At 37.7% G+C, this 12,732-nt stretch carries 13 protein-coding genes; all 13 read right to left on the reverse strand.

From position 1 onward, the window contains the following. Positions 1-9: 9 nt before the first annotated feature. Positions 10-1,383 carry a sugar transferase gene (locus QZR90_RS06830; protein ID WP_295790152.1) on the reverse strand — a complete coding sequence of 458 codons (1,374 nt, stop codon included), beginning with the start codon at positions 1,381-1,383 and terminating at the stop codon, positions 10-12. 96 nt (positions 1,384-1,479) lie between these two features. Further along, positions 1,480-2,349: a UTP--glucose-1-phosphate uridylyltransferase GalU gene (galU, locus tag QZR90_RS06835; protein WP_295790154.1), complete on the reverse strand. Its 870-nt coding sequence runs from the start codon at positions 2,347-2,349 to the stop codon at positions 1,480-1,482. 223 nt (positions 2,350-2,572) lie between these two features. Further along, a complete protein-coding gene (gene rplT, locus QZR90_RS06840; protein WP_295790156.1) occupies positions 2,573-2,923 on the reverse strand; it encodes a 50S ribosomal protein L20 in 351 nt (116 codons plus the stop codon). Positions 2,924-2,962: 39 nt separating this feature from the next. Next, entirely contained in the window at positions 2,963-3,160 is a 198-nt protein-coding gene (gene rpmI, locus QZR90_RS06845; RefSeq protein WP_295196540.1) for a 50S ribosomal protein L35, read from the reverse strand. Between the two features lie 20 nt (positions 3,161-3,180). Further along, the gene (gene infC / locus QZR90_RS06850) at positions 3,181-3,702 is read right to left on the reverse strand and encodes a translation initiation factor IF-3 (protein WP_295790158.1); all 522 of its coding nucleotides are present in this window, start codon (positions 3,700-3,702) and stop codon (positions 3,181-3,183) included. A gap of 275 nt (positions 3,703-3,977) precedes the next feature. Next, complete coding sequence (locus QZR90_RS06855; protein ID WP_295790160.1) at positions 3,978-4,982, reverse strand: NAD-dependent epimerase; 1,005 nt, start codon at positions 4,980-4,982, stop codon at positions 3,978-3,980. 26 nt (positions 4,983-5,008) lie between these two features. Continuing rightward, on the reverse strand, positions 5,009-6,175 hold the full coding sequence (locus QZR90_RS06860) for a nucleotide sugar dehydrogenase (RefSeq protein ID WP_295790161.1): 1,167 nt from the start codon (positions 6,173-6,175) through the stop codon (positions 5,009-5,011). Between the two features lie 63 nt (positions 6,176-6,238). Beyond that, complete coding sequence (locus tag QZR90_RS06865) at positions 6,239-7,303, reverse strand: glycosyltransferase family 8 protein (RefSeq protein WP_295790164.1); 1,065 nt, start codon at positions 7,301-7,303, stop codon at positions 6,239-6,241. A gap of 421 nt (positions 7,304-7,724) precedes the next feature. Then, entirely contained in the window at positions 7,725-8,153 is a 429-nt protein-coding gene (locus tag QZR90_RS06870; RefSeq protein WP_295790166.1) for a HutP family protein, read from the reverse strand. A 143-nt stretch (positions 8,154-8,296) separates the two neighbouring features. Beyond that, positions 8,297-10,084 carry a sulfatase-like hydrolase/transferase gene (locus tag QZR90_RS06875; protein ID WP_295790167.1) on the reverse strand — a complete coding sequence of 596 codons (1,788 nt, stop codon included), beginning with the start codon at positions 10,082-10,084 and terminating at the stop codon, positions 8,297-8,299. 209 nt (positions 10,085-10,293) lie between these two features. Then, positions 10,294-10,497 (reverse strand): hypothetical protein, encoded by a 204-nt coding sequence (locus QZR90_RS06880; RefSeq protein ID WP_295790169.1) that lies wholly within the window; start codon positions 10,495-10,497, stop codon positions 10,294-10,296. A 199-nt stretch (positions 10,498-10,696) separates the two neighbouring features. Beyond that, positions 10,697-11,650, reverse strand: coding sequence for a dihydroorotate dehydrogenase (locus tag QZR90_RS06885; protein ID WP_295790213.1), 954 nt, complete (start codon positions 11,648-11,650; stop codon positions 10,697-10,699). A gap of 56 nt (positions 11,651-11,706) precedes the next feature. Beyond that, positions 11,707-12,726, reverse strand: coding sequence for a dihydroorotate dehydrogenase electron transfer subunit (locus QZR90_RS06890; protein WP_295790171.1), 1,020 nt, complete (start codon positions 12,724-12,726; stop codon positions 11,707-11,709). Positions 12,727-12,732: the final 6 nt, after the last annotated feature.

The following is a 12,732-nucleotide window of genomic DNA, read 5'->3' on the forward strand; positions in this document are numbered from 1 at the left end:
TGTCCAATGTTAATAAGCACCTTTACGCATTAAAACAGCCGTGACTGTTTTTACTAAATACACAATATCAATCCAAACAGACCAATTATGAACATACCAAGAATCCATTTGAACTCGCTCATCATAGGTTGTATCACTGCGCCCGCTGACTTGCCAAACGCCAGTAATTCCTGGTGGCACTAAATAGAAATCTTGAATATATTCCCCATATTTTTCAATCTCAGCCGTAACAATTGGACGAGGTCCTACAAGACTCATTTCCCCTTTTAATACATTTAATAACTGAGGTAGTTCATCTAAGCTTGTTTTACGTAAAAAATGTCCAATCTTAGTAATCCGTGGATCATCTTTTAATTTAAAATCTCGATTCCACTCTTCTTGTGCTTCTGGATTATCTTTTAAATATTCTTTAAGAGCCTCTTCTGCATTAACCACCATAGAGCGGAATTTATAGCATGGGAATAATTTACCATGCTGACCTACCCGTCGATGAGCAAATAATATAGGTCCTGGATCTGTAATATAAATAATCGCTGCAATAATAAGACCAATCGGCAAAAATACGGCCATACCGCAAAGTGTCAATACAGTATCAAACAAGCGTTTCATGACACGATAATAGGGTCTAGCCAGATTATTCTTTACATTTACTAAGAGCATGTTCTCTTCCATTAAACCTTGAACAGACACATTGGCTGCTGGCATACCAATCAATTCTGGTACAAATGAAACATTTTTTACTAGTATTTCTAAACGATTAATCAAGGTAATCAGATTTTTAGCTGGTAAACCCGGTGCACATACAATAACATGTTGTATTTTACTTGATGCAATAATCTTATCAATATCACTGAAACCACCCAGTAAAGGGTATTGTGTAATTAACTCTTCACAAACAGGATTATCATCAATAAAACCTACAATATCATAGCGCATAATAGGATGACGTTCAAAAGAACGCAATAAAAGTTGAGCCGTCTTTCCTGCGCCAATAATAATCACTGGAATCTTTAAGAGCCCCGTAGCTATTAAAATACGCTCCAAAATATAACGCCCTAATAAGACAGTAAAAAAGGTTATAATCCAAGAGAATAAAATAAATAATCGCGATACATCACCAGCCACATTCGCTGCATACATTAAGAAGACTGTTAGTATAATGCTATATGTAATGCCTTTAAACACATTCCGTACTCGATCCCAGTAAGGAATGGCAATCTGATATGCATTGGATAAAAACAGCATAAACAGGAATAACGCTGGGGCAATCAAAAAGATGTAAATACTCTTAATATGAAAGTTAGACATAACTTCAGGATAGGCCCAAATACGTCTAAAATGATATGAACCCCATACACCTAATGCTACCATTGCATAGTCCATGATAAGCAAACACAATGGCAATAAATATGTAGTCCTTCTACTAATGCTAGGAATTCCTTTTCCCATAAAAACAAAACCCTTTCTTAATAAAAGTTATTAGAATTGTGTAGTATCTAACTCATCTAAATACTCTTTTAAGCCAGTTGCCGTTAACTCATGACGCAAACCATACTCAATCATAGCTTTAAGATAGCCTAAACGATCGCCAATATCATAGCGTTTGCCCTCATAAGCTAATGCATACACTGGACTACTTAATTGCGCAATGGCATCAGTTAATTGAAGCTCATTACCAGCGCCCAATGGAATCTCTTCTAGTTTTTCAAAAATTTCAGGAGTCAATACATAACGGCCTAAAACAGCTAAATTAGAAGGTGCTAACTCTTTCTTTGGTTTCTCAACAATACCTGTTACTCTTAACAAATTGCTGGATACTTCTTCACCAGCCACAATACCATAAGAGCTGATCTTATCTTCCGTTACGCGCTGAGTTCCTAGCACAGTACCTTCGTATTTTTCATAGGTATCAATTAATTGTTTTAAGCAAGGGTATTCTGGATTATATACCACATCATCGCCTAGTAGGACAGCAAATGGTTCATTCTCTACAAATGCTTTAGCACAATAAATAGCATCCCCCAAACCGCGTGGTGCTTTTTGACGAATAAAGTGAACTTTAATGTCTGCTAAACGGCGCACCATATCTAGCTGCTTTTTCTTGCCTTGTTGTTGTAACAGTTGCTCTAACTCAACACTTGTATCAAAGTGATCTTCAATGGCTCGTTTATTACGCCCCGTAATGATAAGGATTTCTTCAATGCCTGAAGCTAACGCTTCTTCTACAATATATTGAATAGCAGGAGTATCTACAATTGGTAGCATTTCTTTCGGTTGTACTTTAGTAGCTGGCAAAAATCGAGTGCCAAAACCAGCTGCAGGGATAACAGCCTTTCTTACTTTATTCATAACTTTATGCTCCTAACGCTTTAACAACAAAACTGTTGATTACAAGAAAACAAAATTTATCTATTTTATTATAACATGTATGAGTGAAAAAACCATTGATTAATACGTCTTTTACTTATTCTTAGTTAACATTCAAATGGCATAAATAAAAACACCAATGACAAAGATGGTCCTTCAGATCCACTCTTCTCTCATTGGTGTTTATCTTTAGTATTTGTTGTTATTACGCGTTTTTAGCGATTTCAACGAATTTAGCAAATGCTGCTGCATCGTTTACTGCAAGATCAGCTAACATTTTACGGTCAACTGCTACGCCAGCTTTAGTTAAACCAGCGATGAAACGGCTATAGCTTAAGCCATTCATGCGGCTTGCTGCGTTGATACGAGCAATAAACAATTTACGGAATTCGCGTTTTTTCGCACGACGGTCACGACGAGCATAGTAACCAGCTTTCATTACTGTTTCGTTTGCTTTTCTGAACAAACGGCTACGAGTACCGCGGTAACCTTTAGCTAATTTTAAAATTTTCTTATGACGTGCATGAGCTGTAACGCCCTTTTTCACTCTTGCCATTCTATTGTTCCTCCATTATCTACTTCTATTAATTAACGATTATGCGTATGGTAAGCATTTAGAAACGCGTTTGTGGTCAGCTTTAGATACTAGAGCTGCTTTGCGAAGATTGCGTTTACGACCAGGAGCTTTCTTTTCTAAGATATGGCTCTTGAACGCTTTAGCACGCTTGAATTCACCGGTACCAGTTACCGCAAAACGTTTAGCCGCTGCACGGCGAGTTTTAATTTTTGGCATAATTAATTATCCTCCTCAAATTATCCTTTTTTTGCTAATATCATTGTCATATTTCGACCTTCAAGCTTAGCAGCTTTTTCAACTACAGCTTGTTCGCCAAGTTCACTAGCGAAACGGGTTAAAACATTTTGACCTAATTCAGGATGGCTCAATTCACGGCCACGGAACATGATAGTAACTTTAACTTTGTTACCTTCTGCTAAGAATTTAGCAGCATTTTTCATTTTTACATAAAAATCATGATCCTCAATATGTGGACGAAGTTTTACTTCTTTTAAAGTAAAGGTCTTCTGTTTTTTCTTTGCTTCCTTTTCGCGTTTTTGTTGCTCGTAGCGGAATTTACCGTAGTTCATAATACGGCATACTGGCGGTTTGCCATTTGGCGCTACTTCTACTAAATCTAACTGATGTTCTTCAGCCAATGCTAATGCTTCACGAGCGGACATAATCCCTAATTGCTCATTATCAGCGCTCACTACGCGAACTTCACGGGCGCGAATTTCTTCATTAATACGCGGCGTATCTTTGCTAATAATAGTCACCTCCAAATACAGAATTTAACAGTATATGTTATTCTAAAATATAAAAAACGGATGGCATAACGCCATCCGTAATAAGCTCATTAATAAACCATGTGAAACTCACTTGGTTCAAACTTTATACAACCTACTATTTCTAGACAATAGGTGAGAAGCGGATGGCCTCTACTTCTTAATGGTATTCCTAAATGAATACTATAGTAGTATAACTAAATATAGATACTATGTCAAGGCTTTTATTTTTATTTTCTTAACAAGCATATCCATACTCATAGTACCTACTTATTATAATACTCTTTATACCATTTGGCAAATTTTCCAAGACCTTCCTCTATACTTGTCTTAGGCTTGAAATCAAAATCCTTCTCCAACTCGCTCACATCAGCATAGGTCTGATACACATCGCCTGGTTGCATAGGCAAATATTCCTTCTCGGTAACTTTACCGATAGCCTTCTCTAAGACGTCAATAAAATGCATTAATTGCTCTGGTTTGTTATTGCCAATATTATAGACTTTATATTGATCGCCCTGTGTATTAGCTTTTGGAGGATTGCACAGCATATGTTCAATGCCTTCCACAATATCGTCTACATAGGTAAAATCGCGATACATATCGCCATTATTATATATCTGAATAGGCTTACCTGCATATACTTTATTAGTAAATTTAAAATATGCCATATCAGGACGTCCATATGGCCCATATACAGTGAAGAATCGAAGGCCTGTAGCAGGAATATTATATAAATGGCTATATGTATACGCCATCAATTCATTGGATTTCTTAGTCGCTGCATAAAAGCTAATTGGATGGTCTACATTGTCCTCCGTAGAAAAAGGTGTTTTTTCTTGATTGCCATACACAGAAGAACTCGACGCAAAGAGCAAATGCTCCACTGGATTATGACGACAAGCTTCTAACACATTAAAGAAACCAATTAGGTTTGATTCTAAATAGGCTTGTGGATTATCAATGCTATAGCGAACCCCTGCTTGTGCAGCTAAATTTACCACAATATGAGGGGTATGCTCAACAAATACACTATCTACAGCTTGTTTATCCGCTAAATTACCCTTTACAAAAGTAAAATTTGGATATTCATTAAGAATCGCTAACCGGCATTCCTTTAAAGAGACATCGTAATAATCGTTCACATTATCAAAGCCAATCACGGTACCACCTAACTCTAACAACCGTTTAGTTAGGTGAAATCCAATGAAGCCAGCGGCCCCTGTTACCAATACTATTTTTGAATTGTCATATGCATTATATGTTGCCATAACGACTCCTTCTTATTAATCCTTGCTCAATCACGTGCAAACAAATCTCGTGTATATACTTTTTCCTTTACATCATCTAACTCCGAGGACCAACGATTCGTAATGATAACATCGCTAAGTTGTTTAAACTCATCTAAATCTCTAACTACACGAGATCTAAAGAAATCCTCCGACTCAAGAGTTGGCTCATACACCACTACTTCAATTCCCTTAGCTTTAATTCGTTTCATAACGCCCTGTATAGCAGAGGCACGGAAATTATCTGACTCACTTTTCATAGTCAATCGATATACGCCCACAACACTTGGTTGCTTTTGAATAATCATATCTGCAATATGATCTTTGCGCGTCCGATTGGCTTCCACAATAGCGGTCACTAAATTTTGCGGCACATCATGATAATTAGCCAATAATTGTTTAGTATCTTTCGGCAAGCAATAGCCTCCATAGCCAAAGGATGGATTATTGTAAAAATCCCCAATGCGCGGGTCTAAGCTTACGCCTTTAATAATCTCATCTGTATGAAGGCCACGCACTTCTGCATAAGAGTCTAATTCATTAAAATAGGCCACTCGCAATGCTAAGTATGTGTTAGCGAAGAGCTTAATCGCCTCTGCCTCAGTGGAACCAGTGAACAGCACAGGAATATCTTGCTTTAGCGCCCCTGCTTTCAACAAATCTGCAAATTGCTCAGCACGCTGCGAACGCTCACCAACTACAATGCGCGAAGGATATAAATTATCATACAAGGCCTTACCTTCTCTTAAGAACTCTGGGGAGAATATAATATTGTCAGTATTGTATTCCTTTCGCATCTGCTCTGTAAAACCAACAGGCACTGTAGATTTTATTATCATCACAGCAGAAGGATTAATTTGAAGCACTTCCTCGATAACAGCTTCAACAGAAGATGTATCAAAGAAGTTTTTCTTCGGGTCATAATTTGTCGGCGTCGATATGATAATATAGTCCGCATCACAAAACGCTTCTTCAGGATCTAGTGTAGCTTTAAAATTGATCGCATCTCGAAGTAAAAATTCAGAGATTTCTTTATCTATAATAGGTGATAGGCCTTTATTTAATTGTTCCACTTTTTCAGGAATTATATCTAATGCTATTACTTCATTATGTTGCGCTAATAGCAATCCATTGGACAAACCTACATAGCCTGTACCTGCAATTGCAATTTTCATAGATTACCTTCTTTTCCCTCTTAAAACAATATACTAAGAAATGCTAGTATTCGCTTACATATCCTAGTTCTTCTTGTTGCCACCTAATTTATATATGGTGCGAAGTACAGCATACCAAAATATGCCCTGTACATATTTACCATAATTGCCTTTGGACTTTTCATAGCGTCCCCACTGCTGAAAGTCATGGTAATTTTCTGGCTTTTTAATAGGCAAAATATTAGTGATGGACTCCCAAGGTGATAAATCATTGTAATGACGCCACTGCGCATCAATATCAGTTACTACCATTTGCCACGGCTTACGTCGCCCAGTCCAATGGGCAATAATAGGCTGTCCATTAAAATTAACGGCCCCACCAAAAGCATTATATTGAGCTGGCAAGAAATAATTCTCACCATCAAACACTAAGTTTAACACATCCTGACTTTGGCCTAAGAAGCGCTCGCGCGGTTCATTTTGATAAGAAAAGGCTTCTTCTGTAATCTTCTGTTCTTCCCAAGTATCAATATCAATTAGCATGACACCATCATTGAAGTATTTGCCATTTTTTAATTTTAAATGACCCGCTCTATATTTTACGGCTTCTGGATGTTCAGATACAGCCCCCATAGCAGCGCCTTGCATATCTAGATGCCATAAGTCTTTAAAATCTCCACAGCACATCGTATCAGCATCTAAATAAATAAAACGATTGGCATATTTTTTAATCACCTTCGGCATATATAGACGCGCATAGGTAATACGAGAAAATCGAGCCACTTTAATATGAAAATCTTCAAAAGGCTTCATATCAATAGTATACAAAATGCAGTGACACTGCCATTTTCGCGCCAATTCTTCAATCTTCTTGCTATTTTCATCACTATGCCCATCTGTAAAAATATGTACTACGAACTTCTTATCTTTATTATTTTCAAGTACAGAAATAACAGAAGCTCCCATAATATGAATAAATCCATCATTGACATTATAGGCAATGTGATATAACTCCTCTGGAGCATCTTGCACTACGTCAGATGTATTCTGCTCTACTTCTGCAGTTATATTACTAGGTAAATAATTAAAATCTATCTGATTTTTAATAAAATTAGCTTCATCAAAAAATGCGTCTGTAAATGTTTTCATTTAAGCTCTCCAAATGCATCTATAGACTCCTAAAACAACCTTTAGAGTCCCTCGTTCAATACTATAACTTATCTAATTATTATAGCATAGAACGCTTTCATAGTTTACTATTTACTAAGCACAATCCGCTTAAAATTTATATTTTCTAACTTTATATTACACTTAATATTTACCTAGCACTATAACATTGATTATGCCTAACACTTTAATACTAATACTTTGCCTAACAATTCAATACTTAACATTATGCCCAACAAATTTAGTAATAAAAAAGAAGACAAGCCGTCTTAACTTGTCTTCTTTTCGTTCTTAGTATTATATTCTAAAATGCTTGCACGAGTTATTTTATTGGCACTTCCGCCACAGTTTCTATCAAAATCAATACTATCAATGCTTTATGCTTCCAAATATAACGAGAGACTTACTCCCCTTCTCTAGCCGGCAAGCTTCGATGGGCAATAGCCACTGCAATTTCATTTAGATGCAAGATCCCTACGCCGATATAGATAGCCACGCTGAGATGCTCGCGATACCGTGCAATACCAATTTTACCGCCCACATTGAGACCTGTAGCTTTGCGTTTTAATTGTTCTAGTGCTTCTTGGGTAGCCCCAATAACAGCGCCTTCCCCAATATGATTATCTGCTACTACTTTTTGACGTTGCGCTGCCACAACAGCATGTTCAATAATCTTAGGAATGGACTGTAAAAACTGCCCTCCAAAATCAACTGCTACTGAGCGAATGCCCTTCTCTTGTAAATCCTTGCGAAGCTCCTGCTCCATATCCCGTGTTTCAGTAATGGCCAAGCGTAACGCGGCACGACCTATTGAAATGCTATTATATTCCATATACATCTCCTACCATACTACCAAACTTAACTCTCACATATAAAATAGCTGTACTTCCATTATACTGTCCCTCGCTTCAATTACTATGAAATGAAGTGCTGCACAATACATATTAATATAATTATACTTTGTCCATTAAAATCTTACAATGAAAGCTTTTTCTTACCATGTAAAGTTCGCAAATTATCTAGATTTCTATTATAGGAAGGACTACCTAAATCAAACTGTGACTCCTGAACTGGCGCCCCTTCTATCCCCATAATTGAGATCAATAAATTATACATCAAATCATTTGTCCAAGGACTATCTTTATGCATATGCAAAGTGTCTACCAAGGATTGATGATCAGCTACATAAGAGTCTGAAAAGTTTATAATCAATGGAATTTTAGACATAACAGGAATAAATTTACTACTTTCATGTGATTTATGAGAGTCTGCATCTTCCCCATGGTCAGAAAACATAATAAAGGCCTTTAAATTAGGGCTTTGCTTAACATCATTAAAAAGTTTAGATAAAACAAAATCATCATATAGTACTGCATTGTCATACATGTCCACTACACTATCATCACCGGAAAAGACATCATAGGCATCAGGATATCGATCACCATAAAATCCATGACATCCCATTACATGGAACACGATGAGTGCATTGTCTAAGTTTTTTATATCAGGAATTTGACCTGCTAAGCGCTCATCAAAATACAGTGTATTAGTGCTCTCACCTACAGAGCCGTTAACCCAAACTTGGTAGTCAGCAGTTGAAGCAATCTCCGCAATAGGCGTATCCCACGCGCCATACTTTTGTTGATTACTAATCCAATATGTTTTCATCCCTGCAGCTTTTGCAATCTCAATAATAGAATTAGCATCATCTAAATTTAGATGATTATACTGATTCTTTTCACTCAATGCATAAGTTAAAGCTGGTACCGTATGCGTATGGTTAGAGAATGCCTTTGAAAACACAAGCGTATTCTTTTCCTTGCTTAACTCATTTAGCCAAGGCGTTGTATTGCGCTTATATCCATACACGCCCATATGCTCACGCGTTTCTGACTCGCCAATCACTAGTACATACACACCTTTATTTTTAGGATTTACACTCAGTCCTGTCATAGCTTGTAAACGCTTTTCTCGTAATGCTTTATTTAAGCCATATTGTTTATAAGAATCTAAGGACTTCTTAATGGATTTAAACATTACAATAGGCTCACTGGCTCGGCTTATATGAGCGAAGCTAGCTATACTTAGTAAATAAAACACCGCGCATAACCCCAGTGTCACTTTCTTCTTAGATACTTGTTTAGCCACTGCTGTATTAGGCATGAAGCGCGTAAGTGCTACAGTCCCCATTATATAGATAATGGTACAAACAAATAAGATAACTATACTTAATATGCCTTGACTTCTTAAATACGCCACTGTTTCAGACACATTGGTTTGGCAAATAGCCAACACGATATCGGCTTGCAAAACTTGCCCACTCATGGCCCAATACGCCCAATATGTAAGCGGAATCAAGTAGAAAATAAAAAATAAAAATCCCAGTACAACTCTATTACCTTTATTTTTACCTATCCAGTTAAAGTCACTAAAATGATATATAGAAATTAACACACATGCCAATAAACTACTACTATTAATCATTACATGCAAGGCAGTAAAAGCTATCGCAATATGGTGAAAAGCTTGAATCAACAAAATAGAGCTCATAAAAAATGTTAGCCCTAAATAGGCTAAGATAATGCTCCTATGGAAATTCCACACATACAGTACTAGGCTTACAACAAAAGCGGAAATGAAGTCCTGCAATTTCATCTTCCATACAAACTCACCAAGCACTATATCTTGAATTACTACTATTCCTAATAAATATAAAACCATTGCATATACTACTTGTTTGTCTAGCTTCTTCATCCATTTCATAAACTTATACTCCCTGTTCCACCTCTATCTAATCATAGATGTATCCCCCATTACGATATATGAAAAGAATTGGTAACAAAAACGTTCATCTGTCATTCATTTTATCTTATGAATTTCACTAGATTTTGTCAAACAACTTTTCAAGATGAATCTTATCAATCGGACTACCTTTGATATGTTCGCCAACAGTGGACTTATCCAACCATGTACTATTTGTTATAACTTATTTCCATGTCCAATAAATTTACTTCCATATCCCTAAATTTATTTCTATAGCCCTTAAATTTATTTTCATATTCCTTAAATTTATTTTCATATTCCTTAAATTTATTTTCATATTCCTTAAATTCATTTCCACATTCCTTATATTTATTTCCACATGCCTTAAATAGTAAAAGTATTTCATACCCCATATATCGTCTATTAATAATAAACCAAAGACTACTCTCTAAGAATGCAAAAAGCCGACCAACTCGTCCTCAAACAAGTTAGTCGGCTCTTTTACTGACTCTATATATTTAGTTCTCTCAGCTTATATCTAATTCTCTCACGTATTTCTACGTATATCTATGTCTCTCATCTCTTACATCATAAGCAATGACTTCTAACTGCTTAATATGGTTGTAATGCTCCTACTAAATCACTAATATGAGCTATACCAGTATCTTCACAGTATTCATGCATTTCGCGCGCTATTTGGCCAATAGCACCAGGATCAACCATAGAGGCTGTGCCTACGGACACGATATCGGCACCAGCGAGCATAAATTCTACCGCATCAGTGCCGGTCATGATGCCACCCATGCCCATGATTGGCAAATCTATAGCCTGCGCCACTTGATGCACCAAACGCAAAGCCACTGGTTTCACCGCAGGGCCTGAAAGACCACCGTACAGATTACCTAGAATAGGACGGCGTGTCTTAACATCAATGGCCATCCCCAACAAAGTATTAATCATACTAAGACCATCAGCACCGGCCTCTTTAACTGCACGGGCAATTTCTACAATATCCGTCACATTAGGAGACAATTTCATAATGACTGGCAAATCTGTATTTTGTCTTACAATTTTACAAACAGCGGCTGCACTTTCAGCACATACGCCAAACGCCATACCACCATTTTTTACATTGGGACAGCTAATATTAACTTCAAAACCAGCTACGCCTTCAACAGTTAAAGTTTTAGCCATAAACGCATAACCATCTACATCAGCAGCCGAAATATTAGCTAGAATAGGCACATCATATTTTCTTAATTCCGGTAAAATATGCTCTACGAATGCTTCTGCTCCTGGATTTTCCAGACCAATACAATTAAGAAGTCCTGATGGAGTTTCGGCAATGCGCGTTCCTTCATTACCATTGCGCGCCTGTGGTGTTAAGCCCTTCACTGAAATAGCACCCACTTCATTGCTAAGGTCGAGATAATCAGCATATTCTAGGCCAAAACCAAAGGTGCCTGATGCCGCAACGATAGGGTTCTTCATTTTGATGCCACAAAAATCGACTGCTAAATCAGGATACGCTGGCTTTTTGCCATTTAAATCCTTACTATGGTCCATATGCTTATAACCAAGCTCTCCATGGTCTCCAAGCTGAGCTAATTGTTCATGACTCATTAGAAAAACACCTCCTCAGCTGGGAATACAGGTCCTTCTTTACATACTTTATAGCGTTTACCGCCGCGGCCATGACAGCCACAGCCCAAGCAACCACCAGTGCCACAGCCCATCCGTTCCTCTAAAGATACTTGACATGACACAGTGTATTCTTCCGCTACCTTAGCCACACCTTTCATCATTGGTGTAGGACCACAAGTGAGGACCGATGTAAAACCAATATTGCAACCTTCAGCTGCTGCAGCGTCTGCAGTTTCAGCTACTGCTTCTACACTAACGCCTTCCGGTGCAGCTGCTAATGCTTCTTCTATGGCCTGAGTCGTCGCCTCTAGTCTAGCGTTTTGAGGCATTAATTCACTCTTACCAGCACCTGTTAAATATGGAGTTAATACTCTTTGAGCCTCGCCTCGTTCACTAGTGATTAACTCGCCCATAATAGCTGTGGGGAATCCTTTTGTCCCTACACTGCCATCATCAGTAGTAACATACACCTCGACAGGGCAGTCTTTAAATAAATCAGCCCAGAAGGTTTCGCTTTCATTTCTAAAACCTAAGACTACTGTCGCCTTTTTAGACGCCATTGGCTGTATCTCGACTTCCTCTTCTTCTGTAGTATAGCGAGTTGTATCTTCTACTTCATTAAGTTTTGATGCAATACAAAGCATCGGTGCAATCCCTACGCCACCACCGACCAATAACATATTATCAGTGAGCTCAAATTGACTACCAAGAGGCCCTAAACAATCTAGTTCGTCCCCTTCCTTAAGCTTTGTCATAAGTTCTGTACCACTACCTACTACGCGATATAGCAAGGTAATGGTACCTTCATTGCTATCAAATCCAGCATAGCTGATGGGACGGCGCAATAAAGGCGCCGTGCCACCAGTTACACGAACATTACAAAATTGTCCAACCTTTGCTTCAGCTGCTTGTTTTGGGGCGTATAAATCCATAATCCATACATCGGATCCGATTTGCTCATTGCGGAGCACTCGCGCCATTTCTACATATCCACTCACGGATTA

The organism is uncultured Veillonella sp., from assembly GCF_900545795.1.
Classification (GTDB): Bacteria; Bacillota; Negativicutes; order Veillonellales; family Veillonellaceae; genus Veillonella_A.

What these genes read in the sequence shown, in the direction of transcription:
- QZR90_RS06830 (WP_295790152.1), bottom strand. Translation starts at nt 1,383, where the DNA reads ATGGACTATGCAATGGTAGCATTAGGTGTATGGGGTTCATATCATTTT.
- galU (WP_295790154.1), bottom strand. Translation starts at nt 2,349, where the DNA reads ATGAATAAAGTAAGAAAGGCTGTTATCCCTGCAGCTGGTTTTGGCACT.
- rplT (WP_295790156.1), bottom strand. Translation starts at nt 2,923, where the DNA reads ATGGCAAGAGTGAAAAAGGGCGTTACAGCTCATGCACGTCATAAGAAA.
- rpmI (WP_295196540.1), bottom strand. Translation starts at nt 3,160, where the DNA reads ATGCCAAAAATTAAAACTCGCCGTGCAGCGGCTAAACGTTTTGCGGTA.
- QZR90_RS06855 (WP_295790160.1), bottom strand. Translation starts at nt 4,982, where the DNA reads ATGGCAACATATAATGCATATGACAATTCAAAAATAGTATTGGTAACA.
- QZR90_RS06860 (WP_295790161.1), bottom strand. Translation starts at nt 6,175, where the DNA reads ATGAAAATTGCAATTGCAGGTACAGGCTATGTAGGTTTGTCCAATGGA.
- QZR90_RS06865 (WP_295790164.1), bottom strand. Translation starts at nt 7,303, where the DNA reads ATGAAAACATTTACAGACGCATTTTTTGATGAAGCTAATTTTATTAAA.
- QZR90_RS06870 (WP_295790166.1), bottom strand. Translation starts at nt 8,153, where the DNA reads ATGGAATATAATAGCATTTCAATAGGTCGTGCCGCGTTACGCTTGGCC.
- QZR90_RS06875 (WP_295790167.1), bottom strand. Translation starts at nt 10,084, where the DNA reads ATGAAATGGATGAAGAAGCTAGACAAACAAGTAGTATATGCAATGGTT.
- QZR90_RS06880 (WP_295790169.1), bottom strand. Translation starts at nt 10,497, where the DNA reads ATGGGGTATGAAATACTTTTACTATTTAAGGCATGTGGAAATAAATAT.
- QZR90_RS06885 (WP_295790213.1), bottom strand. Translation starts at nt 11,650, where the DNA reads ATGGACCATAGTAAGGATTTAAATGGCAAAAAGCCAGCGTATCCTGAT.